We start from the raw sequence: 26,459 nt of genomic DNA, 5'->3' as shown, positions 1-26,459 counted from the left end.
GATGACGACTCTCACCCCGGTTCTCAGCGAACACTGGGACCGTCCGCGGTCCTGGACCCTCGACAGCTATCAGGCCACCGGCGGTTACGAGGGACTGCGTGCCGCCCTGCGGATGGCACCCGACGACGTGATCCTGACGGTCAAGGACGCCGGCCTGCGCGGACGCGGCGGCGCGGGCTTCCCGACCGGCATGAAATGGTCGTTCATCCCGCAGGGCCCCGGTCCCGACGGCACGACCAAGCCGCACTATCTCGTCGTCAACGCCGACGAGTCCGAACCCGGCACCTGCAAAGACATCCCGCTGATGCTGGCCACCCCGCACACCCTGATCGAAGGGGTCGTGATCGCCGCCTACGCGATCCGCGCGGCCACCGCCTTCATCTACGTGCGCGGCGAAGTGGTGCCGGTCCTGCGCAGACTCCAGGCCGCCGTCGCGGAGGCCTACGCCGCGGGCTATCTCGGCCGCGACATCCTGGGCTCCGGCTTCGACCTGGAACTGATCGTGCACGCCGGTGCGGGCGCCTACATCTGCGGCGAGGAAACCGCGCTACTCGATTCGCTCGAAGGCCGGCGGGGTCAGCCGCGATTGCGGCCGCCGTTCCCGGCCGTGGCCGGGCTCTACGCGTGCCCGACAGTCGTCAACAATGTCGAATCCATCGCCAGCGTGCCGTCGATCCTGCGCAAGGGCACCGAATGGTTCCGGTCGATGGGCAGCGAGAAGTCGCCCGGGTTCACCCTGTACTCGCTGTCGGGACATGTCGCCAGGCCCGGCCAGTACGAGGCGCCACTGGGCATCACGCTGCGGGAGCTGCTCGGCTACGCCGGCGGCGTGCGCGCAGGCCACACGCTGAAATTCTGGACTCCGGGCGGGTCCTCGACGCCGCTGTTCACCGCCGAGCACCTCGACGTCCCCCTGGACTACGAGGGCGTCGCCGCCGCCGGGTCCATGTTGGGCACCAAGGCCTTGCAGATCTTCGACGACACGACCTGCGTCGTACGGGCGGTCCTGCGCTGGACCGAGTTCTACGCCCACGAGTCCTGCGGCAAGTGCACACCGTGCCGCGAGGGCACCTACTGGCTCGTGCAGTTGTTGCGCAGACTCGAAGCGGGCCAGGGCACCGAAGCCGACCTGGACAAACTCGCCGACATCGCCGACAACATCAACGGCAAATCGTTCTGCGCGCTCGGTGACGGCGCGGCCAGCCCGATCTTCTCCTCGCTGAAGTACTTCCGCGACGAGTACCTCGAGCATCAGCGCCGCGGCGGCTGCCCGTTCGATCCGGCCCGCGCCACGGTGTGGGCCTCGGCAGGGAATGAGGACCGATGACAGCCATCGCACCAGGCAACAGCAGTGGCCTGGTCCCCGCGGATCTGGTGAGCGTCACCATCGACGACACCACCGTCCAGGTACCCGCGGGCACACTGCTGATCCGCGCCGCCGAACTCATCGGCGTGCAGATCCCCCGCTTCTGCGATCACCCGCTCCTCGACCCGGTCGGCGCGTGCCGGCAGTGCCTGGTCGAGGTGGAGGGGCAGCGTAAGCCCGTGGCTTCCTGCACGATTCCGGTCACCGACGGCATGATCGTGCGCACCCAGCTCAGCTCGCCGGTCGCCGAGAAGGCACAGCGCGGGGTGATGGAACTGCTGCTGATCAACCATCCCCTGGACTGCCCGGTCTGCGACAAGGGCGGCGAGTGCCCGCTACAGAACCAGGCGATGTCCACCGGCAGCGCCGAATCCCGCTTCGACGGCGACAAGCGCACCTATCCCAAGCCGATCCCGCTGTCCGCGGCGGTGCTGCTGGACCGCGAACGCTGCGTCCTGTGCGCGCGGTGCACGCGATTCTCCCAGCAGGTCGCCGGCGACCCGTTCATCGAACTGATGGATCGCGGTGCCCTGCAACAGGTCGGCATCGCCCAGGCCGAACCGCTGGACTCCTATTTCTCCGGCAACACGGTGCAGATCTGCCCGGTGGGCGCGCTCACCGGCACCTCCTACCGCTTCCGGGCCCGCCCGTTCGACTTGGTGTCCACCCCGAGCGTGTGCGAGCACTGTGCCTCCGGGTGTGCCCAGCGCACCGACCACCGCCGCGGAAAGGTGCTGCGCCGCTTGGCCGGTGACGATCCGCAGGTCAACGAGGAATGGAACTGCGACAAGGGCCGCTGGGCCTTCACCTACGCGACCGAACGCGACCGCCTCACCACGCCGTTGGTTCGTGGCTGGGACGGTGTGCTGGCCCCGGCCTCCTGGTCCGAGGCGCTGGCCGCCGCGGCCACGGGGCTGCGAGCGGCGATCGGCAACGCGGGCGTGCTCGTCGGCGGCCGGGTCACCGAGGAGGACGCCTACGCCTACAGCAAGTTCGCGCGGATGGTGCTCGCCACCAACGACATCGACTTCCGTAGCCGCGTGCATTCCGAGGAGGAGGAGCGCTTCCTCGCCGCCCGCGTCGCCGGGCACGGCGTGACTGTCGACTACGCGGCGCTGGCCGCCGCACCGGTCGTGCTGCTGGTGGGATTCGAACCCGAAGAGGAATCCCCGATCGTCTACCTGCGGCTGCGCAAGGCCGCCAGGACCCGTGGGCTGCGCGTGGTGTCGCTGGCGCCGTTCGCCTCGCGCGGGCTCGAACGGATGTCGGGTGCACTGATCCAGACCCCGCCGTGCGGTGAAGCCGATGTCCTCGACGCGATCGCCGCCGAGACGTCGGCGGACGCGGCCGAGCTGATGGCGCTGCTGCGCAGCCCGGGCGCGGTCGTGCTGGCGGGTGAACGGCTGGCGGGCAGCCCCGGCGCGCTCTCGGCCGTGGTCCGCCTCGTCGATGCCACCGGCGCCGGACTCGCCTGGGTGCCGCGCCGGGCCGGGGAACGCGGTGCGCTCGAAGCGGGCGCCCTGCCCAGCTTGCTGCCGGGCGGCAGACCGGTGGTCGATCCCGCCGCGCGGCAACAGGTTCGACACCGCTGGCAGGCCGAGGAATTGCCCGTCACGCTCGGCCGCGACACCGCTGGCATCCTGGCGAGCGCGGCGCAGCTCGGTGCGCTGGTCGTCGGTGGTGTGGACCCCGACGACCTGCCCGACCCGGCGGCCGCGCTGGCCGCCATCGATGCCGCGCGGTTCGTCGTCAGCCTGGAGTTGCGGCACAGCGCCGTCACCGAGCGCGCCGACGTGGTCTTCCCGATCGCGCCCGTCATGGAAAAGTCCGGCACCTTCCGCACTTGGGAGGGCAGGCCGCGCCCGTTCGCCGCCGCGCCGCTGGACACCACCCGTCGCGTCGCCGCACCGCTGTCGGACCTGCGGGTGCTGCACTCGCTCGCCGCCGAGATGGGCACGCCGATCAACCTGCCCGACATCGCTTCCGCGCGTCGCGAACTCGACGTCCTGGGCACCTGGAACGGAACACCGATCTCCGCGCCGGAGCTGACCAGCCAGACCCGCCCGGCGCCCGGCGTCGGCACCGCGGTCCTGGCCGGCTGGCGGATGCTGCTCGACGCGGGCCGGATGCAGGACGGGGAAGCGAACCTCGCCGGCGTCGCCCGCCCGCCGGTCGCGCGGCTCTCGGCGGCGACGGCCGCCGAGATCGAAGCGGCCGAGGCCGATCACGTCATCGTCTACACCGATCGCGGTGAGATCACCGTGCCGCTGATGATCACCGACCTGCCCGACCGGGTGGTGTGGCTGCCGCTGCACTCCCCCGGCTCGACGGTCGCCGCCACGCTCGGCGTGACACCCGGCGCCGTGGTGCGCCTGCGCCGCGCCGACGACAGGATGAAGGAACACCGTCATGAGTGATCCCGTGCTGCACCTGGCAGCAGACGCCGCACCTGTCTTCGGCACCGACCCGCTCTGGCTGGTGCTCGTCAAGGCACTGGGTGTGTTCGTCTACCTGATGCTGGTGCCGCTCATCGCGGTCTACGCCGAACGCAAAGTCGTCGCGTGGATGCAGATGCGCGTCGGCCCCAACCGGATCGGTCCCGGCGGCATGTTCCAGTCCATCGCCGACGGCGTGAAGATGGCGCTCAAGGAAGACATCATCCCGGCCATCGTGGACAAGCCGATCTTCGTGCTCGCCCCGATCATCTCGGTCATCCCGGCGTTCATGGCGTTCGCCGTGATCCCGTTCGGCCCCGAGGTGTCGATCTTCGGCCAGCGCACCGCCCTGCAGCTGACCGATATGCCCGTCGGTGTTCTCTACATCCTGGCCATCACCTCCATCGGCGTGTACGGCATCGTGCTCGCCGGCTGGTCGTCGGGCTCGACGTATCCGCTGCTCGGCGGCCTGCGCTCGACCGCGCAGGTGATCTCCTACGAGATCGCGATGGCGCTGACCTTCGCGACGGTGTTCCTGCTCTCGGGCACCATGGCCACCTCCGGGATCGTCACCGCGCAGAAGGGCACCTGGTACGTCTTCCTGCTGCTGCCCTCGTTCCTCATCTACTGCGTATCCATGGTCGGCGAGACCAACCGCGCGCCGTTCGACCTGCCCGAAGCCGAAGGCGAGCTCGTCGGTGGCTTCCACACCGAGTACTCCTCGCTCAAGTTCGCCATGTTCATGCTCGCCGAGTACGTCAACATGGCCACGGTGTCGGCGCTGGCGACCACGCTGTTCCTCGGTGGCTGGCGGGCTCCGTTCCCGATCAGCCTCTGGGAGGGCGCGAACTCCGGCTGGTGGCCGCTGCTGTGGTTCACCCTCAAGGTGTGGACGTTCCTGTTCGTCTTCGTCTGGCTGCGAGGCACCCTGCCGCGTCTGCGCTACGACCAGTTCATGAACCTCGGCTGGAAGCTGCTCATCCCGACCTCGCTGGTGTGGGTGATGATCGTGGCGACCGCCCGGGTCCTCGACCTCGAGGGCGTCACCGGTCAGACCCCGATCCTGGTGACTGTCGGCCTCGTCATCACCGCCGCGATGATCGCGATGTTCCTGCGGGCCGGCCGCGCCGAAGGCCTGCCGCCGCTGCCCGCGGAGCCCGCGAAATCGCCGGTGTTCCTCGGCTTCCCGGTTCCGCCGATGCCACCGCGTCCCGCCGGTGATCAGCCCGAGATCGGCCTGTTCGAGCCGCTCGCCGGGTTCGCGGTCACCGCGGCGACGATGTTCAAGAAGCCCAATACCGAGTCCTATCCCGAGCAGAAGGTGCCGACCGCGCCGCGCTACCACGGCCGCCACCAGCTCAACCGGTACGACGACGGCCTGGAGAAGTGCATCGGCTGCGAACTGTGCGCCTGGGCCTGCCCCGCCGACGCCATCTACGTCGAAGGCGCCGACAACACCGAGGACGAACGCTTCTCCCCCGGGGAACGCTACGGCCGCGTCTACCAGATCAACTACCTGCGCTGCATCGGCTGCGGACTGTGCATCGAGGCGTGCCCGACCCGCGCCTTGACGATGACCAACGAGTACGAACTCACCGACGACAATCGCGCCGACCTCATCTACGAGAAGGACCGCCTGCTGGCGCCGCTGCAGGACGGCATGGTCGCCCCGCCGCACGCCATGGCGCCCGGCACCGACGAGGCCGACTACTACCTGGGCCGGGTCCGTCCCACCACGTCGGAAGAGGTACTGCGATGACCACCGCACTCCTGGCCGCCGAAGTCGCGTCCACCTCCACCGGGGAGGCGGTGCTGTTCTGGGTGCTCGCCCCGATCGCGGTGCTCGGCGCGCTCGGCATGGTGACCGCGGCCAAGGCCGTGCACTCGGCACTGTGCCTGGCCGCCACCATGATCGCGCTGGCGGTGTTCTACATCGCCCAGGGCGCGCTGTTCCTCGGCGTCGTGCAGATCGTGGTCTACACCGGCGCGGTGATGATGCTGTTCCTGTTCGTGCTCATGCTCGTCGGCGTCGACTCGGCCGAGTCCCTGCGGGAGACCTTGCGCGGCCAGCGGATCGCGGCCGCCGTCGTCGGCGTCGGGTTCGGGTTCCTGCTGATCGGCGGGATCGGCGCGGCGCTGCGCGGCAGCGGAATCACCTTCCCCGGCCGCGGTTTCGGTGGTCGCGACGTGATCGCCGAACTGGCCGAGCTGATCTTCCTGCGCTACGTGTGGGCGTTCGAGCTGACCGGCGCGCTGCTGATCACGGCGACCATCGGCGCGATGGTGCTCGCGCATCGCGAACACTTCACGCCACGGCGGGGGCAGCGTGAGATGTCGCGCGACCGCTTCCGCACCGCGGGCGAACGCGCCACTCCGCTCCCGACTCCAGGCGTCTACGCCAGGCACAACGCCGTGGACAGCCCGGCCCAACTCCCCGATGGCAGCTTCGCCGAACTCTCGGTGAGCACGATCCTGCGTCACCGCCGCACCCGCGCGCACACCGAGGCCGCCGCGCTCTCGGTCGGCGCCGGCAGCGACGTCACCCCGACGGCCGACGAGGAAGGCAACCGGTGAACCCCCAGAACTACCTGTTCCTGTCCGCCCTGCTGTTCACCATCGGCGCCGCGGGAGTGCTGTTGCGCCGCAATGCCATCGTGGTGTTCATGTGCATCGAACTGATGCTCAACGCGGTGAACCTGGCCTTCGTCACCTTCGCCCGCCTGCACGGCAATCTCGACGGCCAGGTGATCGCGTTCTTCACCATGGTCGTGGCCGCCGCCGAGGTCGTCGTCGGTCTGGCCATCATCATGACGATCTTCCGTGCCCGCCGGTCGACCTCGGTCGACGCCGCCAACCTGCTGAAGTTCTGACATGGGCACCGCAACGTTGTGGCTGCTGCCCGCCTTCCCGCTCGCCGGCGCGATCCTGCTGCTCCTGCTCGGCCGGTTCGCCGACCGGTGGGGTATCTACCTGGGCACCGGCGCCGCGGTGGCCTCGTTCGTCGTCGCCGTGGTCGCCTTCTTCGGCATGCTCGGCCGCTCCGACGCCGACCGCGCCATCCACGAGCAGCTGTTCGAGTGGGTGGCGGTGGGTGACCTGCGGGTCGGGTTCGGGCTGCAACTCGATCAGCTCTCGGTGTGCTTCGCGCTGCTCATCACCGGCGTCGGCTCGCTGATCCACGTCTACTCGATCGGCTACATGAGCCACGATCCGGGCAAACGCCGATTCTTCGGCTACCTCAACCTGTTTCTGGCCGCCATGCTGGTGCTGGTCCTGGCCGACAACTACCTGGTGCTCTACCTCGGTTGGGAAGGCGTCGGCCTGGCGTCCTACCTGCTGATCGGGTTCTGGTACGAGAAGCCCTCGGCCGCAACGGCGGCCAAGAAGGCATTCCTCGTCAACCGGGTCGGTGACATGGGCCTGGCCATCGCCATGATGACGATGTTCGCCGCCTTCGGCTCCTTCGATTTCCGCACGGTGTTCGCGGCGACGCCGGGTGCGAGCGAGGGCACGCTCACCGCGATCGGCCTGCTGTTGTTGCTGGCCGCGTGCGGCAAGTCGGCCCAGGTACCGCTGCAGTCCTGGCTCGGTGACGCGATGGAGGGCCCCACCCCGGTCTCGGCACTGATCCACGCGGCCACCATGGTCACCGCGGGCGTCTACCTGATCGCCCGCTCCAACCCCATCTACGATCTCGCCCCCGACGCGCGAACCGCGGTGATCGCTGTCGGCGCGGTGACACTGCTGTTCGGCGCGATCGTCGGCTGTGCCAAGGACGACATCAAGAAGGCGCTCGCCGCCTCGACGATGAGCCAGATCGGCTACATGATCCTGGCCGTCGGGCTCGGGCCGGCCGGCTACGCGATCGCGATCATGCACCTGCTCACCCACGGGTTCTTCAAGGCCGGGCTGTTCCTCGGCGCCGGTTCGGTGATGCACGCGATGGACGACGAGACCGACATGCGCCGCTACGGCGGTCTGCGCACCCTGCTGCCGATCACCTTCGCCACCTTCGGTCTCGGCTATCTCGCCATCATCGGGGTGCCACCGTTCTCGGGGTTCTTCTCCAAGGACAAGATCATCGAGGCGGCGTTCGACCACGGGGGGACGACGGGAATCCTGCTCGGGGTGGTCACTCTGGTCGGTGCCGGACTCACCGCGTTCTACATGACCCGCGTCATGCTGATGACGTTCTTCGGTGAACGCCGCTGGAAGCCCGACACCCACCCGCACGAAGCTCCCGCGGTGATGACCGGGCCGATGATCCTGCTCGCGTTCGGCTCGGTGTTCGCGGGCGGCCTGTTCGTGTGGGGTTCGGCGCTGCAGAACTGGCTCGCCCCGGTCGTCGGCTCCCATCACGGCGAACCCGTCGTGCCCGCGGGCGTGGTCACCGGACTGGCCCTGACCTCGGTCGCCATCGGTGTCGCGATCGCCTACCGCAAGTACGCCGAGAGTCCGGTCCCCGAGACCGCGCCCGAGCCGGTCACGGTGTTCACGACAGCCGCGCGCAAGGACCTCTACGGCGACGCGATCAACGAGGCCGCCTTCGAGCGGCCAGGTCGTCACCTCACCCGCGCGCTGGTGTTCCTCGACGCGCGTGGTGTCGACGGGATCGTCAACGGCACGGCGGCCGGGATCGGCGGTCTCTCGGCGCGGGTCCGGCGGATCCAGACCGGCTTCGTGCGCTCCTACGCCCTGTCCATGTTCACCGGCGCGGCCCTGGTGGCCGCTGCCCTGCTGGCGGTGAGGTACTGGTGAACTCGTTTCCCTGGCTGACGACGCTCTGGCTCGCCCCCGCGGTCGGCGCGGCGGTGGTGCTCGCCGTGCCCGCCGCGCGCCGGAATGTGGCACGCGCACTGGCGTTCGCGGTGTCGATCGGTGTGCTCGCGCTGGCGGTGAGCCTGGCGCTGCGGTTCCGTCCCAGCGGGGACCAGTACCAGTTCGTCGAAGCGCACGAGTGGATTCCGGCGTTCGGCGTCGGCTACACCCTCGGCCTCGACGGCATCGCCACCGTGCTCGTGCTGTTGACCGCGCTGCTGATGCCGCTGCTGATCCTGGCCGGCTGGCACGACGACTCCGCGGCCGGTGACGGCCGCAAGACCGCGCACATCTACATGGCGTTGATGCTGTTGGTCGAGTCGATGGTGCTGATCTCCTTCCTCGCCCTCGACATCCTGCTGTTCTACGTGTTCTTCGAGGCCATGCTCATTCCGATGTACTTCCTCATCGGCGGCTTCGGACCACGCACCAGCGACGCCGCCATACGCGCCCAGCGCTCGCGGGCGGCGGTGAAGTTCCTGCTGTACAACCTGTTCGGCGGCCTGATCATGCTGGCGGCGGTCATCGGGCTGTACGTGCTCACCGCGCAGGCGGGGCTGGGCGAGGGCACCGCGGGCACCTTCGATCTGCGGACCGTCGTCGCCGCGGCCAACAACGGGCAGCTCGGCGGCAGCACCGCGGTCGTCAACGCGCTGTTCCTCGGGTTCATGTTCGCCTTCGCGGTGAAGGCGCCGCTGTGGCCGCTGCACACCTGGCTGCCCGACGCCGCGGTCTCGGCCACCCCCTCGAGCGCGGTGCTGATGATGGCGGTGGTCGACAAGGTCGGCACGTTCGGCATGCTCCGATACTGCCTGCTGCTGTTCCCGCTGGCTTCCGACACGTTCGCGCCGTTGGTGATCACCCTCGCGGTGATCGGCATCCTCTACGGTGCGCTACTCGCCATCGGTCAAACCGATGTGATGCGGCTGATCGCCTACACCTCGATCTCGCACTTCGGGTTCATCATCCTCGGCATCTTCGCGATGACCACCCAGGCGCAATCCGGGGCGACGCTCTACATGGTCAATCACGGACTGTCCACGGCCGCGCTGTTCCTCATCGCCGGATTCCTCGTCTCGCGGCGCGGCACCAGGATGATCGCGGAGTTCGGCGGCGTGCAGAAGGTCGCGCCGATCCTGGCCGGTACCTTCTTCATCGCCGGTCTGGCCACGCTGTCGCTGCCCGGCCTCGCGCCATTCGTCAGCGAATTCCTCGTCCTCGTCGGCACTTTCGGCAAGTACAAGGTGGCGGCGGTCGTCGCGACCGGTGCGCTCGTGCTGGCCGCGCTCTATGTGCTGTGGCTGTACCAGCGGATGATGACCGGTCCGGTGAAGCAGGGCAACGAGCACCTGCGCGACCTGGTGCCGCGTGAGCTCGCGGTGGTGGTCCCGCTGCTGGCCGCGCTGCTGGTGCTCGGCTTCTATCCGAAACCGATCCTCGATCTGGTGGATCCCGCCGTCGGGCACACCCTCTCGACGATCGGTAAGCACGACCCCGCTCCGACGGTTCCCGCTCCCGAAGCAGGTTCGGCCACCCCGCCCGCCGGCGGACACAAATGAGGACGGACTCCGTGACCATCAACGAGCTCGCGGCCACCCTGCCCGCACCGAGCATCGAATACCACCTGCTCGCACCGATGCTGATCGTGTTCGCGGTCGGCGTCGTCGGGGTGCTGGTCGAGGCGTTCGTGCCACGGCCGTATCGGTACCTCACGCAGCTGATTCTCGGGATCGGCGGCGTGGTCGGCGCGCTGGTCGCGGTCGTCGGGCTCGCGGGCACGACGGGCACGGCCGTGGTCGGCGCGGTGGCCGTCGACGGGGTGACGCTGTTCCTGCAGGGCACGATCCTGTCGGTCGCGCTGCTGGGTCTGCTGCTGATCGCCGAACGGGGCGCGGTGCCGCGGGCCCGCAGCGGACCGGGCACCTGGAGCCGGGCGGCCGCGGTGCTCGATCGCGGCGTCGACGCGTTCACCCCGCAGGCCTCCGCGGTGCCGGGCAGTGCACACGAGCTCGCCGCCGTGCGGTCCGGGGTGTCGACCACCGAGGTGTTCCCGCTGACCATGCTCGCGCTCGGTGGTCTGCTGCTGTTCCCCGCGTCCAACGATCTGCTGACGATGTTCGTCGCGCTGGAAGTGCTGTCGCTGCCGCTGTATCTGCTGTGCGGGCTGGCGCGACGCAGGCGCCTGCTCTCGCAGGAGGCGGCGCTCAAGTACTTCCTGCTCGGTGCGTTCTCCTCCGCGTTCTTCCTCTACGGCGTCGCCCTGCTGTACGGGCAGACCGGGACCGTGTCGCTGCCAGGAATCGGTGCGGCGCTGGACAAGCAGCCCGAGAACGCGACGCTGGCCCTGCTCGGTATCGGGATGCTGGCCGTCGGCCTGCTGTTCAAGGTCGGCGCGGTGCCGTTCCAGGCCTGGGTGCCCGATGTCTATCAGGGCGCCCCGACGCCGATCACCGCGTTCATGGCCGCGGCCACCAAGATCGCCGCGGTCGGCGCGACCATGCGGGTGCTGATGGTGGCCGTCGGTGCGCTGCGCGACGATTGGCGTCCGGTCCTGGCCGCGATCGCGGTCGCGACGATGGTCGTCGGCGCGGTCATGGCGATCACCCAGACCGATGTGAAGCGAATGCTGGCGTACTCCTCGATCGCGCACGCCGGTTTCCTGCTGGTCGGGCTCGTCGCCGCCGATGATGCCGGTGTGGCCGCGGTCCTGTTCTATCTGCTGGCCTACGGACTCGGGACGGTCGGCGCGTTCGCGGTCGTCAGCCTGGTGCGGGATTCCTCCGGTGACGAGGCGACCGCGCTGCCGCAGTGGGCGGGGTTGGGCCGCCGATCCCCGTGGCTGGCCTCGGTTTTCGCGCTGCTGCTGCTCTCGTTCGCCGGCCTGCCGCTGACCAGTGGTTTCGTCAGCAAGTTCGCGGTGTTCGCCGCAGCCTCGGGCGCGGGTTACACGTTCCTGGTCATCGTCGGCGTGATCTGCAGCGCGATCGCGGCGTTCTTCTACATCCGGGTGATCGTGCTGATGTTCTTCACCGACCCGCCCGCCGACGCTCCGACCGTCACCGCCCCGTTCGCGACGACCCTGGTGGTGGCGTTCAGCGCGGGCGCCACCCTCATCCTCGGTGTCTTCCCCCAGCCGCTCCTCGACCTGGCCGAGCGCGCGGCCACGTTCATCCGCTGACCGTGCCGCCCGCCGACGAGCCGCTCCGCGATCGGCCACCCACCAGCCACGAGCAGCGGTCCGGCCAGCCGTGGGACGCGTCCTACCGCGACGGCCCCGCCCCGTGGGACATCGGCCAGCCGCAACCGGCCGTGGTGCGGCTGGCCGAGGCGGGCGGTTTCGTCGGCGACGTCCTCGACGCGGGGTGCGGCACCGGCGACAACGCGCTGTATCTGGCCTCGCTCGGGTTCCCGGTGCACGGTGTGGACGTGGCCGAGACAGCCGTGGCCACAGCGCGCGAGCGTGCCGAGAACCGTGGTCTGACAGCCACTTTCGGGGTCGCCGACGCCCTGCACCTCGAACGGCTGGAGCGCCGGTTCCGGACGGTGCTCGACAGCGGCCTGTTCCACACCTTCGACCGCGCCGAACAGGCCGTCTACGCGGTGAGTCTGGGCGCGGTCGTCGCCCAGGGTGGAACCCTGTACATCCTGTGCTTCGGTGACTTCGGCGACGATCCCGGTCCGCACCCGGTCAGCCGAGCGGCACTGACCGCGGCCTTCGATCCGGTCGAGTGGGACATCGCCGCCATCGACCAGGAGAGTCTGCGCACCCGCTTCAGCGAGTCGATTCCCGCTTGGCTGGCCACCGTCCATCGCAGGTAGCGTGACGGCGCGCCGCGACGCCCCACGATTCGAATCGCCTTGGCCGCCTTGCTGATCGGCGTCGGTGTCCTCGCCGCGACCTGCGGGCGCTCCGTTCCAGGGAAACCCACAGCCGGTGGCCGGTGAGATCTGTCCCGCGATGGCGGTGTTCGTCCTGGATGTCTCGCTGTCGATGGAAGCCGTCGATGTCGCGCCGAGCCGATGGACCGTCGCGCGCCGGGCGGCCACCGATTTCGCCCACCGACCTGCTCGGACGCGGACGGGCTTTCGGTTTCAGGTGCAGCAGTTGGGGTCCAGGACCGTACACAGAGCCGAGAGCGCGTCACGGCGGGCGCTGTGGAAGGTGTTCATCCCGCGCCGCTGCGACTCGACCAGACCGGCGTTGCGCAGCTGGCCGAGGTGATGGGAGACCGTGGACTCGCTGAGGCCGACCGCGGCGGCGAGTTCACCGCCGTTCTGTTCGCCGAGCGGGGTGGTCAGCAGCAGCGACATCAGTTTCACCCGGACCGGGTCGGCGATGGCCTTGAGTCGCAAGGCCACCTCGAGTGCGGCGTCGTCGTCGACCGGACCTGCCGCGACGGGCGCGCAGCAGACGGGGGCGGACATGTCGATCACGGGTAGCGCCTTGGGCATGGCACCGACTCTACGCGCGATATTGACATATGTCGAAAAGGTGAGCAGACTCAGCGACAGCACATCTTCGATATATGTCTCACAAGTGGAGGTTCATCATGTCCCGCGTCCAGCTTGCCCTCAATGTCGACGACCTCGACACCGCCGTGGCGTTCTACTCAACCCTGTTCAACACCGAGCCGGCCAAGCGCAAGCCCGGCTACGCCAACTTCGCGATCACCCAGCCGCCGCTGAAGCTGGTGCTGATCGAGAACGCCGGCCAGGGCGGCTCGATCAACCACCTCGGTGTCGAGGTCGAGTCCTCCGACCAGGTCCACGGCGAAATCGCGCGCCTGTCGGAGGCGGGTCTGTTCACCGAGGAACAGATCGCGACCACGTGTTGCTTCGCCACCCAGGACAAGGTGTGGGTGACCGGTCCCGGCGGCGAGCGGTGGGAGGTTTACACCGTGCTGGCCGACAGCGAGACCTTCGGTACCGCACCGGACCTCGGGCTCGCGAACGCCGAGGGCACCAGCGTGTGCTGCGGCACGGCCGCCGAAGCTGAGGCCGAGGGTGCGTGCTGTGGCGCCGAGGCCAAGGAGAAGGCCGTCGCCTCCGGGGCGAGCTGCTGCGGCTGAACCGGCCCGACCCGGTTGCGGACGAGTTCACCCGTTGTTCGCTTGCCTTCTTGATTAGACATCGGTCAATATCGACATATGTCGAATCAAGAGTTGCCGTTGAGCGTGGCCGCACCCTCGTGTGAGGCCACGCCGCGCACGCGCCCGCCGATGAACGCCGAGAGCGCGGCGGAGTTGGCCGTGCTGTTCAAGGCCTTGGCCGACCCGGTCCGGTTGCGGCTGCTCTCGACGATCGCCTCACGCGCCGACGGCGAGGCGTGCGTGTGCGACCTGTCGACCGGTATCGAGGTCACCCAGCCGACCATCTCCCACCATCTCAAGGTGCTGCGTGAGGCCGGGTTGCTGACCAGCGAACGCCGGGCGTCCTGGGTGTACTACCGAGTCGTCCCGCAGGCGCTGGCGCGCCTGTCGGATGTTCTCGCGATCGAGGCCGGAGCGGTGGTGACCGCGTGAGCGCCACGACCGAAGCCCCGGCGGTGGTGGGCAAGCTTTCGACGCTGGACCGGTTCCTGCCGGTCTGGATCGGCGTGGCGATGGCCGCGGGACTGCTACTCGGGCGCATGATCCCCGGCCTCGGCGACGCATTGTCGGCCGTGGAGATCGACGGCATCTCGCTGCCGATCGCGATCGGGCTGCTGATCATGATGTACCCGGTGCTGGCCAAGGTCCGCTACGACCGACTCGACACCGTCACCGGCGACCGCAAACTCCTTCTCAGCTCCCTGGTCCTGAACTGGGTCCTGGGGCCCGCGTTGATGTTCGCGCTGGCGTGGCTGCTACTGCCGGACCTGCCCGAGTACCGGACCGGGCTGATCATCGTGGGCCTGGCCCGCTGCATCGCGATGGTCATCATCTGGAACGACCTTGCCTGCGGCGACCGCGAAGCCGCCGCCGTGCTGGTCGCCCTGAACTCGGTGTTCCAGGTGATCATGTTCGCCGTCCTGGGCTGGTTCTACCTCTCGGTCCTGCCCGGCTGGCTCGGCCTGGAACAGACCACCATCGATACCTCGCCGTGGCAGATCGCCAAGTCGGTACTGATCTTCCTCGGCATTCCCCTCCTCGCGGGGTTCCTCACCCGCCGCTTCGGTGAACGTGCCAAAGGCCGCGACTGGTACGAGACGACGTTCCTGCCCCGGATCGGGCCGTGGGCGCTCTACGGGCTGCTGTTCACCATCGTGATCCTGTTCGCTCTGCAAGGCGAGCAGATCACTTCTCACCCGCTCGACGTGGTCCGGATCGCGATCCCGCTGCTGGCCTACTTCGCGATCATGTGGGGTGGCGGTTACGCCCTCGGTGCGCTGCTCGGCCTGGGCTATGAGCGTACGACCACGCTGGCGTTCACCGCGGCGGGCAACAACTTCGAACTCGCCATCGCCGTGGCCATCGCCACCTATGGCGCCACCTCCGGCCAGGCACTGGCCGGTGTCGTCGGCCCGCTGATCGAGGTCCCCGTCCTGGTCGCGCTGGTGTACGTATCGCTGGCCCTGCGCAAGCGGTTCACCGCGGCCACGGCCTCCGAAGGGGTGGCAGCGCGGTGAGCACGACGCCATCGGTGCTGTTCGTATGCGTGAGGAACGGCGGCAAATCCCAGCTGGCGGCCGGTCTGATGCGCGCCGCCGCCGGCGACCGCGTGCAGGTCCACTCCGCAGGCACCCGGCCGGGTACCGCGATCAACGCCCTGTCTGCCGAATCGCTGCGCGAACTCGGCATCGACATCAGCGCCGAGACCCCGAAGCCGATCGACCCCGCCCTGCTCAGCGACGTCGGCCTGGTCGTCACCCTCGGCCGTGAAGCCTACATCGAGCCCGTCGCCGGGATGCGAATCATCAACTGGGACACCGACGAACCTTCCGAGCGCGGCATCGACGGCATCGAGCGCATGCGCCTGGTCCGCGACGACATCGCCGCCCGTGTGAACGACCTGCTCACCGAGCTCACCACACCCGCCGAGCAACGGAAACTCTCATGAGCGACAGCCCCCTCGCGCCCACTTACACCCGCCACGACCTGACCATCGACCAGCAACTCGCGCTCGCGGCCGCGGCGACGCATTTGCAGCGCGAGTTCGACGGCGCCTTCGGAGTCGAGACGATCGAACGGTTCCTGCACTCCTCCTACGACCGGTTCGCCGGCCGCGCGACAGTGATCAACTTCCTGCCGCTGCTGGCCGAACGCTTCGCCCGCCAACGGCTGCACGCGTTGGCCCGCGTCGAGGGCAAGGCCCACACCGGCACTCCGACCGTGCTGTTCCTGTGCACCCACAACGCAGGTCGCTCCCAGATGGCGCTCGGGTTCTTCAACCACCTCGCCGGTGACCGCGCGGTGGCGTGGTCCGGTGGCAGCGAACCCGGCGACGCGATCAACCCCGCCACGATCGCGGCGATGGCCGAGGTCGGTATCGACATCACCGCCGAGTTCCCCAAGCCCTGGACCGAGGAGATCATCCAGGCCGCCGACGTGGTCATCACCATGGGCTGCGGCGACGCCTGCCCGCTCTATCCGGGGCGCCGCTACGAAGAATGGGACCTCGACGACCCCGCTCACCTCGACGTGGCCGCGATCCGACCGATCCGCGACGAGATCGAAACCCGCGTTCGCCACCTGCTCGCCGAACTCGACCTGCCCGCCCACTGAAAGGCACTACGCCCCATGACTTCCAAGCCCAGCGTGCTGTTCGTCTGCGTCCACAACGCCGGACGTTCCCAGATGGCCGCCGGATTCCTCACCCATTTCGCCGGCGACGCGATCGAGGTCCGCTCCGCGGGCAGCGCTCCGGCCGATCAGATCAACCCCGCCGCGGTCGCGGCGATGGCCGAGCTCGGCATCGACATCTCCGATCAGACCCCGAAGATCCTCACCTACGACGCCGTGGAAACCTCCGACGTGGTCATCACGATGGGCTGTGGCGACACCTGCCCGTCGTTCCCCGGTGTCAGCTACCGCGACTGGGTGCTGGAAGACCCGGCGGGCAAGGGCGTCGAGTCCGTCCGCCCGATCCGCGACGAGATCAAGATCCGCGTGCAAGCACTGCTCGCCGAACTCCTGCCGACCCACGCCTGAGACGTGCCCCGCCCCGGGGGCCGCGCGGCCGTGCACGGCGGCCGGTCGCCGAGGCGGAAGTCCATTCCACTACCGGTGGTGTAGGGAACGAGCACCGGTCCGGACTTGCGGCCGGCCAGTACCCTGGACGGCAACCGGGCCGTGCCGGTCTGCCATGCGATGAGCTCGCGGGCACCGCCCCTGCGGGTCACCGCCGCGCACCGGTCGGTGGTGACGAGGTCGGGAACGTCGAGCAGCAGCACTTCCTCGGCGCGAGTGGAGGATTCGTCGAGCAGATGCCACGGCACTCGTTCCGCACGCCGGTGACCGGCCGCGGCAGCATCCCGACCCGTCTCGCCTGCCGAACCCGCCGATGTTCCCCGACCCCCGATCAGGGGCGTTCGGTGGGTATCTCGCCGTAGAGCTGGCGGGCACGGGTGGTCAGCAGGGGCAGCAGGATGGTGCGCCAGGTCGGCAGGTGCACCGCCTCGGCACGGCCCTCGACGACGAAGGACGGCTGGGCGGTCGCGTCGGCATCGTCGATGTCGACGCCGGTCACGAGGGCGAACTCGCGCCGCAGCAACGCCGCGAAGTCCGTCGCGGTGGCCGGCACCGTGGCCGCACATACCTTGTCCCGCACTGCGTCCCACACGATCGGATCCGCGGGTGAACCCCACTGGCGCGGTCGCCGGTCGAAGAGGCGAGCTATGTCGGAAGTATCTGGCACGCGCCGCATCCTACCGAGCGGCGCGGCGCCAACGGCCGCCCCACGGTCACCGCCGACGCTCGGCACCGATGCTGCCGACGATGAGATCGGCGAGTGCCTCGACCGCCTCCCCCGCGTCGATGGTTCCTCGATTCAGTTCGGCACCCAGGGTTTCCGCGGCGCCGAGGACGGCGACGCAGCGCAGCCGCAGCGCGGCCGCTCCGAGATCGGAGAACGGTAGCAGGGTGGCGGCCATCCAGTCGCGATAGCTGTCGAGCATCCGCTGCTGGATCGCCAGGACCTCGGGATTGCCCTTCAGCGCGGCCGAGATCGCGTCGAATTCGGGCATGTCGGTGGCGCAGGCGAAGTAGGCGGCACTCATCACGTGCGCGATCTCCGTCGCGGTCGGCGCGGCCGCACGGACGGCCTGCTCGGCGGCGAGCCGATGCCGTTCGTCGAGGCGCCGGTACAGGGCCAGCAGCAGATCGGGGCGCGTGCCGAAATGGTCGTAGACGATCGGCCTGCTCACGCCCGCGGCCTCGGCGAGAGTGACGAGCGTGAGCCCGTCCGTGCCGTGGTCACGCACCATCGCCAGCGCGGTGTCGAGCAGCTGCTCGCGCCGGGCCGCCTTGGGCATGCGGGCCGTCCTGCCTTGCGTCATGTCACCAGTTTAGCTACAAAGAGTAGGTTACAAAATGTAGCTTAGCTGGCGAGAGGAACGACCATGGCCCACGCACCATCCGTCCTGATCCTGGGCGGTTCCGGCCAGGCAGGCTCCGACACGGCGGCCCTGCTGCGCCGCTGGTATCCGACCCTGCCGCTGACGATCGCGGGCCGCGACCTCGACCGAGCGCAGCGAGTCGCCGACAGCCTCGGCACGGCCACCGCGATCACGATCGACCTGCGCCGCCGCGATCTCGGCCTGCCCGACGGCGTCGTCTTCTCGGCGGTGGTCGCCACCCTCTGGGACGACCGGCTCCACGGACTCCACTACGCCCAGGATCACGCGGTGCCGTATCTGAGCATCTCGAGCGGCCTGCTCGATATCGGGCCCGAGGTCGTCGCGGGCGCCCGACGGGCCAGCGCCGCACCGATTCTGGTGGCGAGTCATTTCCTGGCCGGACTCGCCACGCTCGCGGCGCTGGCGACCGCGCGCGAGTTCGCCCGGGTCGACAGCGTCCGGCTCGGGGCGATCCTGGACGAGACGGACACCGGTGGCCCCGCCGGGATCGCCGATCTGGAACGGTGGTCGGCGGTGACCTCGGCGGGTCTGGTGCGACGCGACGGCGTCTTCACCTGGGTGGCCGCCGAGAACGCGCAGGCCGAGGTGCGCGCCGTCGACGGCACCCGGCTGCCTGGGCAGAGCATTCCCATCCTCGACGTGGCGAGCCTGGCGCTGGCGACCGGAGCACCGGATGTGCGGGTGGATCTCGCGGTCGGCGAGTCGCCTGGCCGGCGCCGGGGTGCGGCGGCCTCGATCGAGATCGGCATCGACCTCGACGGTGTCGACGTTGCGGGCGCGACGTTGCGCCGCAACCGCCACCTGGTCCATCCCGCGGGTCAGCGACCGCTCACCGCCCTCGGAATCGTCCTCGGCGTCGAGCGGCTGCTGGGCCTGCGCGGCGAGCCGGTCGGCCCGGGCACCTACACCCCGGAGGCCTTGATCGACCCCGGCTACGCCGCACAGCGGATGACCGAGGTCGGCGCCGTGTTCGTCGACGCGTAGACCGGCCTACAGCACGGCCTGCGTCCGGGTGGTCTTGCCGACGAGTTCGCCCGCGTCGTCGTGGATCTCGGTCTCCACATCGAGGAAGGCGCAGGCCGCGCCGGTGGCGTCGGCCAGCGACATCAGCACGCCGCAGTGCAGCGCGCCACCGATCGTGCAGAGGGACTCGTCCCGGGCCGGCCTGCTGCGCACCACGTCGGGCGACACACGGTCCGCGATCCGGGCCGCCGTCAGCGCAGCGGCCGGAAGAACTCCCGGAGATCGTCGACGAGCAGGTCGGGTGTCTCCATCGCCGCGAAGTGCCCGCCCCGGTCGAATTCGGTCCAGCGCACGAGGTTGTTCTGCTTCTCGGCGATGCCGCGAATCGTGGTGTCGCCGGGGAAGACCGCGATACCGGTCGGGACCCCGGAGCTGGGCAACTCGGCGCCCCACTGCTGGGACTCCTTGTACAGGCGCATCGAGGAGCCCGCGGTGCGGGTGAACCAGAGGACGGCGATCTCGGCGAGCAGCGCGTCGCGGTCGAGGGAGTCCTCGGGCAGCGCGGCGGCGGGATCCTTGTAGGTGTTGACGACGTCGACGACCCAGCCGAGCAGACCCGCGGGTGAGTCGGTGAGCGCGTGGGCCAAGCTCTGCGGGCGAGTGCTGTGCACACTCGCGTACGAGGAGGTCTGGTTGCTGTTCCAGTCCTGCAGAGCGGCCAGCTTCTCCTGGTCCCGCGCGGAGTAGCCCGCGCCGTCGTCGTCCCAGGCGGGAATGGTGATGGCGGCGTTGAGGTGGACGCCGGCGACCCGCTCGGTGTCGATCCGGCCCAGGTGCGGGGCGATGAACGAGCCCGCGTCACCCCCTTGGGCGCCGTAGCGCTGGTAGCCGAGGCGGCGCATCAGTTCGGCGATCAGGACGGCGGACTGTTCGGTCGCGGCCTGGCCGGCCTCCCGGGTGGGACCGGAGAAGCCGAAGCCGGGCAGGCTCGGGACCACCACGTCGAATGCGTCGCGCGGGTCGCCGCCGTGGGCGGCGGGATCCGTCAGGGGTCCGAGGGTGGCACCGAAGTCGGTGAACGGCCACCCGTGGACCAGCACCAGCGGCAGCGCGCCGGGTTCCGGCGAACGCACGTGCGTGAAATGCAGGCGTTGACCGTCGAGTTCGGTGACGAACTGCGGTCGTGCGTTGCGTGCGGCTTCGGCGGCGCGCCAGTCGAAGCCGGTGCGCCAATAGTCGGCCAGACCGTGCAGGTAGGCGGTGGGCAGGCCATAGGTCCAGCCGGTGCCTGGTAGATCGTCGGTCCAGCGGGTGCGGGCGAGACGCTCGTGCAGATCGTCGAGGTCGGACTGCGGAATGTCGATCCGGAAGGGGTGGATGTCGTTCATGTCCACCACGCTACGAAGCGCTTAGGTCGAAATCGGTCCTAAGTCGCGGGCATTCTGGAGGCATGTCCGAGACCTCTGCCCGCTTGCTCCGGCTGCTGTCGCTGTTGCAGACCCATCGCTCGTGGTCCGGTGCCGAACTCGCCGCCGAGCTCGACGTCACCGCGCGCACGGTACGGCGCGACATCGAGCGACTGCGCGGCCTGGGCTATCCGGTGCAGGCGCTGCAGGGGGCGGCGGGATACCGGCTGGGTGCGGGCGCATCGATGCCGCCCCTGCTGCTCGACGACGAGGAGGCGGTCGCTGTGGCGGTCGGTCTGCGGACCACCTCGGGTGGCACGGTCACCGGGATCGAGGACGCGTCGCTGCGCGCGCTGGCCAAGCTGGACCAGGTGCTGCCCTCCCGGCTGCGGCACCGGCTGACCACCTTGCAACAGGCGATGGTGCGGGTCGCCGCCGAGGCGCCCCGGGTGAGTCCCGCGACGCTGCTGGCGATCGCGGAGGCGTGCCGCCGGCACGAGCGTCTGCGCTTCGACTACACCGATCACGCGGGTCGTGTCTCGCGCCGTGCTGCCGAACCCGATTCGCTGGTCAATGTCAGCAGGCATTGGTATCTGGTGGCCTGGGATGTCGATCGCGCGGATTGGCGCTCGTTCCGGGTCGACCGGCTGGTTCCGCGCGTCCCGACCGGTCCGCGCTTCACTCCGCGCCCGCCGCCCGACGGTGACGCGGCCGCATACCTCTCGCGCAGGCTGTCGGTGGCCTCATGGCCATGGCGCACGGTGGTCACCCTGCACTGTTCGGCCACCGTGGTCGCCGAGCGGCTCTGGCCGGGCACCGGGGTTCTCGAAGCGGTCGACGACGTCAGCTGTCTGCTACACCTGGGCGCCGACTCCCCCGCTTCACTGGCGTGGATGATCACCGGCCTCGACACCGATTTCACCGTCACCGGCCCACCCGAGCTCCTCGCTGCGTTGGAGCGTGTGAGCGCGCGCTGCCGCGACGCCCTTCCCGCCGCACCTGATGCGTAGTTGCATCGACTGCCGAATCGATGGCTCGGGTCACGGCTCGTCGATGACTTCCTGCAGCCGGAGCGCGAAAGCCGCGGGATCGCCGACGAATCCGGTGTGATCGCCGGGGAACAGCACCGGCTCCGTCCGCAGCTCGGCGGCCAGGACGCGCGCGGTCCGGTCGCAGAACTGGCCTGCCGAGTCGGCGCCGATGCCGACCATCACCCGGGTGGGCACGGCGCGCAGCAAGGGCGGGTCGGGAACCCACCCGGTGGTGGCGCGCAGTTCGTGGTCGAACCAGTGGCGTTCACTGGCGACCTGCTGGGGGTCGCGCTCGCCGCCGAACAGGTGCTCGACCATCTCGTCCGGGATCGGCAGAGCGGCCTGGGCGAAGAACTTCCGCCACGCGCCGACCACGTCACCGCGATCGTAGGTGGCGATGATCTCCTCGGTGACGGCCCGCTGCTCGGCGGCGTCGGGCAGCAGTTCCCGCAGGGGCGGTTCGTGGGCGACGACAGTGGTGACCCGATCGGGATTGGTCTGAGCGAGGGCCAACGCACTGACCGCGCCGCCGCTGGAGCCGAAGACCACGGCGGGACCGGCGTCGAGGTGGGCGATCAGCCGGGCGAGGTCGTCGGCGCGGGCCGAGACGGTCGAGTCCTGGTGCGGATCGTCGAGGGGGCTGGCGAAATGGCCGCGTGGGTCGGTGGTGAGCACGGTATTGGTGGCGGCGAGCTGTTCGGCCGCGGGCGCGAACGAGGCGGCGTTCATCGGCGCGCCGACGAGCACGAGCAGTGGCCCCGACCCGCGGACCTCGTAGTACAGGCGGGCGTCGGGCACCACAAGGGTGCCGGTGGTGACGGCGGAACTGGCGGTCATACGACCCTCCCGGATCTCGGCTACAGGTAGCACTCGTTGAGACGGGGCCGAGCCGGCGAACTCATCGCTGCGCCCGAAATCTTTTTCGCGCCAGATCCTCCCGCAGGTCAGGATGGTTTCGTCGGCGCGAACCGGGCCGAGGCCAACACCAGCAGGCCGCAGCCGCACACCACCGACCACCCGATCCGCGCCGGATGGTCACCGGCGATCAGCCCACCGGCGACGGCGATCCCGACCGCCGCGCCCACCTGCCGGGCGGTGGAGGCGATACCGCCCGCGACACCGGCGCGGTCGGCGGGCAGCCCGCTCACCGCGGTATTCGTGATCGGCGCGTTGGCGAAACCGAACCCGATGCCGATCGACGCGAACGCGATCAGCAGCACCGTGGTCTCCGCCTCGGCACCGGCGACCACGAGGGCCAGGCCGCCGACGGCGAGGAAGCCACCGGCCAACAGCAGCGGCGCCCTGGCCCCGATCCGCCCGACCAGCACCCCCGACAGCGGCGCGCACAATGTCGCGCCGACAGCCAGTGGCAGTGTGAACGCACCGGCGGTGACCGCGCTCATCCCCCGTTCGTGTTGCAGATGCCAGGTACTGAGAAGCAGCGTCGTCGTCAAGGCGACGAACACCACGACAGCCCCGGCGACGGCGGCGGTGAACGGCGGCCGCCGGAACAGTCGCAGGTCCATCAGCGGCGCGGCCACCCGGCCCTCGACCCGGACGAATCCGACGACGGCGAGCGTGATTCCGAGGTAAGCCGAGACCGCGAGGGGCGAGGTCCACCCGATCCGCTGGCCCTCGATCAACACCGCGATCACCCCACCGACCACGACGACCAGCAGCACCTGACCCACGAGGTCGATCCGACGCGGCCGCCCCTGCGACTCCGGCACGAACAGCCCTGTCAACCCCAGCGCCACGACCACCACCGGCACCGCGATCCAGAACACCGACCGCCACCCGAACCAATCCACCAGCGCGCCACCGAGCGTCGGCCCGACCGCCATGCTCAGCCCGAATACCGCCGCCCACACTCCGATCGCCCTGGCCCGCTGCCGGACATCGGTGATCGCGGCGACCACGATCGCCAACGCCACCGGACTGAGCATCGACCCGCCGATCCCCTGCGCGACCCGCGCGAGAATCAGCACCTCGACCGTGGGCGCGACCGCGCACACCGCCGACGCGACTCCGAAAACGACGAGCCCGAGCCGGAACACCCGCCGCCTGCCGAACCGGTCGGCGAGCGCGCCGGAGGTGATGAGGAAGCTCGCCAACGCCAGCGTGTAGGCGTCGACGATCCACTCCAGCCCCTGCGTGCCGACCTGTACACCGGCCCCGATCGACGGCAGTGCCACGGTGACGATGGTGGCATCGAGCCCGACGACGAACAGGCTCAGCGAACACACGGCCAGTACGGTCCATGGGCGGACGACACCGGCCGTGACGTGGGTGCGGATGGGATTGTCCAGCATGAATCAGCCTCCTCGGTGCAGCGCCCGAGTATCACCACCACGGCGAGAGGATGACCAGATTCCTTGCTGGAACGGCAAATCCGACCGTCGGACGATGCTGCGACCTCGACCACCGCACCTTCGCCCACCGCCATTCGATCCCGGCGAACCGGCGACGCATTCAGGCAGGTGCGTTCGGGGCGGAACGCGGTGCTCGGCTCGACGCGTTCGGCCCGATCACAGCGCGCGTGTGCCGCGCAGCGCCCGGCTGCACGGCACTCGCGGTGATGACGAGGTCAGTTGTAGGACTTCGCGACACCGTCGAGCAGGTGCTCGAGGGTGTCGTAGGCGGGGGCGTCGACGACATCGATCAGGTCGGCGGGCACCGGCACATCACGCTCGGCGGCGACGGCGGTGAACTGGGCGTTGTCGCCGGTGCGGAACCCGTGCAGGGCCGCGAGGCGACGCAGTTCCGGGTTCTCGGTGAGCAGCTTGCCGACCTTGTCGCCGGTGCCGGTCAGCGGGACCAGGGTGTGGCTGGACAGGACGGTCGGGGTCGGGTAGGTCAGCACCATGTCCGGCTTGATCTTGCCCTTGCCCGCCGCCTCGACGAACTGCGCCTCGTAGATGCACACCAGCGGGGTCGGGCCCATGCCGTTGGTCAGGTACTGCGTGAACGGGCCTTCGCTGCTGTTGTCGGTGTAGCCCTGGGCGAGGAACAGTTTCGACAGCGCGGGCAGCACGTGCTGTTCGGCGGTGGCGCCGCGCACGATGGTGTGGTCGTTGGCGACGTAGCTCGCGATCGACAGGTACATGGCCGCGGAGTTGGAGCTGCGCGGATCGGTGGTCGAGACCAAGATGTTCTTCTCGACGGGGTAGGTGGTGTTGTCGGGTAGGTCGTCCCATTGGACGCCGGTACCGGCCAGCTCCAGGTACCGGTTCATGTCGAAGGTCGCGACCGGGCCCGGCTTGATCACGCCCGCCGTGGTGAGCAGATCCGCGATCGGCCGATAGGTGGCGATGGCGATCGGCGAGGCGAACGGTGTGTATTTCGCGGTGACATTGCGCTGGCGCTGGATCCGTTCGGCGGCGGGACTGCTGGACGGGAACGCGAAGTCGTAGCGGTCCAGGTCGACGGTGGTCGCGATCTGCCGTGACCCGGCCGGCTCGACCTCCACCCGGATTCCGTTGTCGGCGAGCACCCGCACGACCTGCTCGTCCTGGAAGAACGACACCTTCTCGGACCCGACGACACCACGCACGACGGTCACCGGCGCCCCGGTCGGTGCCGCGGCCGGGGTCTCGCCGCCGCCGGGGAGCAGGATCACCGCGGCCGCGACGGCGGCGACGACGGTGACCGCACCGATCGACAGGGGCAATACGCCGCGCCTGCTCACCAGGTGCCGGGCCCGTTCGGCGGTCGAACTCTCGTCCTCGGCGGCGCGAACCGGTTCGGGGGCGACGGCACGGCCGGCGGCCGCCGGAGCGGGCACCCGCACGGTCGGGTCGGGGTCGGCCAGTTCGGTGCGCACGATCCGCTCGACCAGAATGGGCACGAACTCCCGGATCGGCTTGCCCGCGAAACGATGGTGCGCGGCGCCCACCGCCGAGGTCACCTGGTCTGCGGGGACGTTCTCGGACAGGTCTTCGACCAGACTCTCGGTCATGCGCCGCATGGCCAGCTCTTCACGCTGGACGGTATCGGCGGCTTCGCCGGGGGTTACGCGCGACACCACATTTCTCCTGGGCTCACATCGGGCTGCGGACGACGGCGCGCGTCGACCGGGCCCTCCCGTGCGCACGCCGCGGGCCACGCTACCGGCGCGCAGCACAGTTACCCCAGCGGTGAGCGGCCGGGCACGCAGTGTTCAGCACTCGCTCCGCTGCCCGCAATGTCGCGTTGTCCGGGTGTTCGCGTAAACATCGAAACACGCTCTGCGAGTGTGGGATTCACTACTATTGCCCGGCGGCGGCCGATCCGCGGACGGTGGTGGGGTCCGGCTGCGAGCGCCGCGCACCGCGCAGTACCGTACGCAGCATCCCACCCGCGAGCTGTTCCAGCACGCCGATCACCACCAGCGCACTGCCGGCGACCGTCGCCAGCCCCGTGACGGTCTCGAATTTCATCGCGATGACGGTGATCCCCATCGCGGTGGTGCACAGACCGCAGATCTCGTGCAGCCAGCCGTCGACGACGCCGTCGTCCCAGGCCGCGACCAGCGCCTGCACGATGCCGCGCACCGACCACCCGATCCCGATCCACAGGGCCAGCAGCTCGATATTGCCGCCGCTGAAGGCCAGCGCCGCCAGGATGACGGTCAGCACCGCGCTCACCAGCACCAGCACCCGCAGCGGAAACGCCATGTGCGCCGCCACCGCGAGATAGGCCTGGATTCCGGCACTCAGCAGCAGCGCGACGCCGAACAGCAGAGCCAGCGTGGCGTCGCTGCGGCCGGGCCACACCAGTGTCGCGACGCCGAGAACGAACGAGCACCCGCCGGCGATCAGCATCGCCTGCCGGGTTCGGTCCTGCGCCGGATTCCCCTCCCCGTCAGTCACGGGCATTGCCCCACGATAGGCCCTCGCCGACCGA

General features: G+C 69.6%; 26 protein-coding genes. 17 read left to right on the top strand and 9 right to left on the bottom strand.

Features of this window, described 5'->3' with window-relative positions:
* Position 1 precedes the first annotated feature (1 nt).
* Genes nuoF through ACIO52_RS18850 form a run of 9 tightly spaced genes read left to right on the top strand, consistent with a single transcriptional unit; the run spans position 2 to position 12,438 of the window.
* Positions 2-1,327, top strand: a complete 1,326-nt coding sequence (gene nuoF / locus ACIO52_RS18890; RefSeq protein WP_218720155.1) for an NADH-quinone oxidoreductase subunit NuoF — start codon at positions 2-4, stop codon at positions 1,325-1,327.
* Positions 1,324-3,783: an NADH-quinone oxidoreductase subunit G gene (locus ACIO52_RS18885; protein WP_402645364.1), complete on the top strand. Its 2,460-nt coding sequence runs from the start codon at positions 1,324-1,326 to the stop codon at positions 3,781-3,783. The genes nuoF and ACIO52_RS18885 overlap by 4 nt, the downstream gene beginning before the upstream one ends.
* On the top strand, positions 3,776-5,560 hold the full coding sequence (gene nuoH, locus ACIO52_RS18880) for an NADH-quinone oxidoreductase subunit NuoH (protein WP_402645361.1): 1,785 nt from the start codon (positions 3,776-3,778) through the stop codon (positions 5,558-5,560). Before ACIO52_RS18885 ends, nuoH begins: the two co-directional genes overlap by 8 nt.
* Positions 5,557-6,375: an NADH-quinone oxidoreductase subunit J gene (locus ACIO52_RS18875; RefSeq protein ID WP_218720152.1), complete on the top strand. Its 819-nt coding sequence runs from the start codon at positions 5,557-5,559 to the stop codon at positions 6,373-6,375. The genes nuoH and ACIO52_RS18875 overlap by 4 nt, the downstream gene beginning before the upstream one ends.
* Positions 6,372-6,671 (top strand): NADH-quinone oxidoreductase subunit NuoK, encoded by a 300-nt coding sequence (gene nuoK / locus ACIO52_RS18870; protein WP_218720151.1) that lies wholly within the window; start codon positions 6,372-6,374, stop codon positions 6,669-6,671. Before ACIO52_RS18875 ends, nuoK begins: the two co-directional genes overlap by 4 nt.
* 1 nt (position 6,672) lies before the next feature.
* Positions 6,673-8,559, top strand: coding sequence for an NADH-quinone oxidoreductase subunit L (nuoL, locus tag ACIO52_RS18865; RefSeq protein ID WP_218720150.1), 1,887 nt, complete (start codon positions 6,673-6,675; stop codon positions 8,557-8,559).
* Complete coding sequence (locus tag ACIO52_RS18860; RefSeq protein ID WP_402645357.1) at positions 8,556-10,178, top strand: NADH-quinone oxidoreductase subunit M; 1,623 nt, start codon at positions 8,556-8,558, stop codon at positions 10,176-10,178. Before nuoL ends, ACIO52_RS18860 begins: the two co-directional genes overlap by 4 nt.
* Complete coding sequence (nuoN, locus tag ACIO52_RS18855; protein WP_218720148.1) at positions 10,175-11,797, top strand: NADH-quinone oxidoreductase subunit NuoN; 1,623 nt, start codon at positions 10,175-10,177, stop codon at positions 11,795-11,797. Before ACIO52_RS18860 ends, nuoN begins: the two co-directional genes overlap by 4 nt.
* A 2-nt stretch (positions 11,798-11,799) precedes the next feature.
* Positions 11,800-12,438, top strand: a complete 639-nt coding sequence (locus ACIO52_RS18850) for a class I SAM-dependent methyltransferase (protein WP_308248595.1) — start codon at positions 11,800-11,802, stop codon at positions 12,436-12,438.
* 273 nt (positions 12,439-12,711) lie between these two features.
* On the opposite strand, the gene ACIO52_RS18845 is transcribed toward ACIO52_RS18850, so the two are convergent.
* Entirely contained in the window at positions 12,712-13,071 is a 360-nt protein-coding gene (locus tag ACIO52_RS18845) for an Rv2640c family ArsR-like transcriptional regulator (protein WP_218720147.1), read from the bottom strand.
* Between the two features lie 98 nt (positions 13,072-13,169).
* On the opposite strand from ACIO52_RS18845, the gene ACIO52_RS18840 reads away from it, so the two are divergent.
* From ACIO52_RS18840 to ACIO52_RS18815, 6 genes are all read left to right on the top strand, one after another.
* A complete protein-coding gene (locus tag ACIO52_RS18840; RefSeq protein ID WP_402645352.1) occupies positions 13,170-13,688 on the top strand; it encodes an ArsI/CadI family heavy metal resistance metalloenzyme in 519 nt (172 codons plus the stop codon).
* A 78-nt stretch (positions 13,689-13,766) separates the two neighbouring features.
* Entirely contained in the window at positions 13,767-14,141 is a 375-nt protein-coding gene (locus ACIO52_RS18835) for a metalloregulator ArsR/SmtB family transcription factor (RefSeq protein WP_218720145.1), read from the top strand.
* On the top strand, positions 14,138-15,226 hold the full coding sequence (arsB, locus tag ACIO52_RS18830) for an ACR3 family arsenite efflux transporter (protein ID WP_402645349.1): 1,089 nt from the start codon (positions 14,138-14,140) through the stop codon (positions 15,224-15,226). Before ACIO52_RS18835 ends, arsB begins: the two co-directional genes overlap by 4 nt.
* Positions 15,223-15,657 carry a low molecular weight phosphatase family protein gene (locus ACIO52_RS18825; RefSeq protein WP_402645346.1) on the top strand — a complete coding sequence of 145 codons (435 nt, stop codon included), beginning with the start codon at positions 15,223-15,225 and terminating at the stop codon, positions 15,655-15,657. Before arsB ends, ACIO52_RS18825 begins: the two co-directional genes overlap by 4 nt.
* A complete protein-coding gene (locus ACIO52_RS18820) occupies positions 15,654-16,322 on the top strand; it encodes an arsenate reductase ArsC (RefSeq protein ID WP_402645343.1) in 669 nt (222 codons plus the stop codon). Before ACIO52_RS18825 ends, ACIO52_RS18820 begins: the two co-directional genes overlap by 4 nt.
* A 15-nt stretch (positions 16,323-16,337) precedes the next feature.
* A complete protein-coding gene (locus ACIO52_RS18815) occupies positions 16,338-16,748 on the top strand; it encodes an arsenate reductase ArsC (RefSeq protein ID WP_402645340.1) in 411 nt (136 codons plus the stop codon).
* Between the two features lie 370 nt (positions 16,749-17,118).
* Here ACIO52_RS18815 and ACIO52_RS18810 read toward each other — a convergent pair whose 3' ends face one another.
* A complete protein-coding gene (locus tag ACIO52_RS18810) occupies positions 17,119-17,340 on the bottom strand; it encodes a hypothetical protein (RefSeq protein WP_402645337.1) in 222 nt (73 codons plus the stop codon).
* Between the two features lie 160 nt (positions 17,341-17,500).
* Positions 17,501-18,094, bottom strand: a complete 594-nt coding sequence (locus ACIO52_RS18805) for a TetR/AcrR family transcriptional regulator (protein ID WP_402645334.1) — start codon at positions 18,092-18,094, stop codon at positions 17,501-17,503.
* A gap of 63 nt (positions 18,095-18,157) precedes the next feature.
* Between ACIO52_RS18805 and ACIO52_RS18800 the strand changes: the two genes are divergently transcribed.
* Positions 18,158-19,159, top strand: a complete 1,002-nt coding sequence (locus tag ACIO52_RS18800; RefSeq protein ID WP_402645331.1) for a saccharopine dehydrogenase — start codon at positions 18,158-18,160, stop codon at positions 19,157-19,159.
* A 6-nt stretch (positions 19,160-19,165) separates the two neighbouring features.
* On the opposite strand, the gene ACIO52_RS18795 is transcribed toward ACIO52_RS18800, so the two are convergent.
* Both ACIO52_RS18795 and ACIO52_RS18790 read right to left on the bottom strand, forming a co-directional pair.
* Complete coding sequence (locus ACIO52_RS18795) at positions 19,166-19,366, bottom strand: hypothetical protein (protein ID WP_402645328.1); 201 nt, start codon at positions 19,364-19,366, stop codon at positions 19,166-19,168.
* Between the two features lie 23 nt (positions 19,367-19,389).
* Positions 19,390-20,526: an epoxide hydrolase family protein gene (locus ACIO52_RS18790; RefSeq protein ID WP_218720139.1), complete on the bottom strand. Its 1,137-nt coding sequence runs from the start codon at positions 20,524-20,526 to the stop codon at positions 19,390-19,392.
* Between the two features lie 62 nt (positions 20,527-20,588).
* Here ACIO52_RS18790 and ACIO52_RS18785 point away from each other — a divergent pair, with 62 nt between their 5' ends.
* Entirely contained in the window at positions 20,589-21,554 is a 966-nt protein-coding gene (locus ACIO52_RS18785) for a YafY family protein (RefSeq protein ID WP_218720138.1), read from the top strand.
* Positions 21,555-21,584: 30 nt separating this feature from the next.
* Here ACIO52_RS18785 and ACIO52_RS18780 read toward each other — a convergent pair whose 3' ends face one another.
* From ACIO52_RS18780 to ACIO52_RS18765, 4 genes are all read right to left on the bottom strand, one after another.
* The gene (locus tag ACIO52_RS18780; RefSeq protein ID WP_218720137.1) at positions 21,585-22,412 is read right to left on the bottom strand and encodes an alpha/beta fold hydrolase; all 828 of its coding nucleotides are present in this window, start codon (positions 22,410-22,412) and stop codon (positions 21,585-21,587) included.
* A gap of 107 nt (positions 22,413-22,519) precedes the next feature.
* On the bottom strand, positions 22,520-23,887 hold the full coding sequence (locus ACIO52_RS18775) for an MFS transporter (protein ID WP_402645324.1): 1,368 nt from the start codon (positions 23,885-23,887) through the stop codon (positions 22,520-22,522).
* Positions 23,888-24,162: 275 nt separating this feature from the next.
* Positions 24,163-25,599, bottom strand: a complete 1,437-nt coding sequence (locus ACIO52_RS18770) for a three-helix bundle dimerization domain-containing protein (RefSeq protein ID WP_402645321.1) — start codon at positions 25,597-25,599, stop codon at positions 24,163-24,165.
* 223 nt (positions 25,600-25,822) lie between these two features.
* Positions 25,823-26,431 (bottom strand): DUF308 domain-containing protein, encoded by a 609-nt coding sequence (locus tag ACIO52_RS18765; protein ID WP_316574781.1) that lies wholly within the window; start codon positions 26,429-26,431, stop codon positions 25,823-25,825.
* Positions 26,432-26,459 lie beyond the last annotated feature (28 nt).

Origin of the sequence: Nocardia sp. NPDC087230 (assembly GCF_044744725.1) — a bacterium.
Taxonomy (GTDB): domain Bacteria; phylum Actinomycetota; class Actinomycetes; order Mycobacteriales; family Mycobacteriaceae; genus Nocardia; species Nocardia canadensis.
Note: the sequence above shows the minus strand (reverse complement) of the source record. Positions and strands in the feature narration are given on the sequence as shown.

Bases quoted from the DNA above. Each gene is read 5' to 3' on its own strand.
- ACIO52_RS18815 (WP_402645340.1), top strand. From the start codon at position 16,338: ATGACTTCCAAGCCCAGCGTGCTGTTCGTCTGCGTCCACAACGCCGGA.
- ACIO52_RS18840 (WP_402645352.1), top strand. From the start codon at position 13,170: ATGTCCCGCGTCCAGCTTGCCCTCAATGTCGACGACCTCGACACCGCC.
- ACIO52_RS18785 (WP_218720138.1), top strand. From the start codon at position 20,589: ATGTCCGAGACCTCTGCCCGCTTGCTCCGGCTGCTGTCGCTGTTGCAG.
- nuoH (WP_402645361.1), top strand. From the start codon at position 3,776: ATGAGTGATCCCGTGCTGCACCTGGCAGCAGACGCCGCACCTGTCTTC.
- nuoL (WP_218720150.1), top strand. From the start codon at position 6,673: ATGGGCACCGCAACGTTGTGGCTGCTGCCCGCCTTCCCGCTCGCCGGC.
- nuoF (WP_218720155.1), top strand. From the start codon at position 2: ATGACGACTCTCACCCCGGTTCTCAGCGAACACTGGGACCGTCCGCGG.
- ACIO52_RS18800 (WP_402645331.1), top strand. From the start codon at position 18,158: ATGGCCCACGCACCATCCGTCCTGATCCTGGGCGGTTCCGGCCAGGCA.
- ACIO52_RS18845 (WP_218720147.1), bottom strand. From the start codon at position 13,071: ATGCCCAAGGCGCTACCCGTGATCGACATGTCCGCCCCCGTCTGCTGC.
- ACIO52_RS18820 (WP_402645343.1), top strand. From the start codon at position 15,654: ATGAGCGACAGCCCCCTCGCGCCCACTTACACCCGCCACGACCTGACC.
- ACIO52_RS18775 (WP_402645324.1), bottom strand. From the start codon at position 23,887: ATGCTGGACAATCCCATCCGCACCCACGTCACGGCCGGTGTCGTCCGC.
- ACIO52_RS18875 (WP_218720152.1), top strand. From the start codon at position 5,557: ATGACCACCGCACTCCTGGCCGCCGAAGTCGCGTCCACCTCCACCGGG.
- ACIO52_RS18765 (WP_316574781.1), bottom strand. From the start codon at position 26,431: ATGCCCGTGACTGACGGGGAGGGGAATCCGGCGCAGGACCGAACCCGG.
- ACIO52_RS18790 (WP_218720139.1), bottom strand. From the start codon at position 20,526: ATGAACGACATCCACCCCTTCCGGATCGACATTCCGCAGTCCGACCTC.
- nuoN (WP_218720148.1), top strand. From the start codon at position 10,175: ATGAGGACGGACTCCGTGACCATCAACGAGCTCGCGGCCACCCTGCCC.
- ACIO52_RS18885 (WP_402645364.1), top strand. From the start codon at position 1,324: ATGACAGCCATCGCACCAGGCAACAGCAGTGGCCTGGTCCCCGCGGAT.
- ACIO52_RS18780 (WP_218720137.1), bottom strand. From the start codon at position 22,412: ATGACCGCCAGTTCCGCCGTCACCACCGGCACCCTTGTGGTGCCCGAC.
- ACIO52_RS18805 (WP_402645334.1), bottom strand. From the start codon at position 18,094: ATGACGCAAGGCAGGACGGCCCGCATGCCCAAGGCGGCCCGGCGCGAG.
- ACIO52_RS18835 (WP_218720145.1), top strand. From the start codon at position 13,767: ATGTCGAATCAAGAGTTGCCGTTGAGCGTGGCCGCACCCTCGTGTGAG.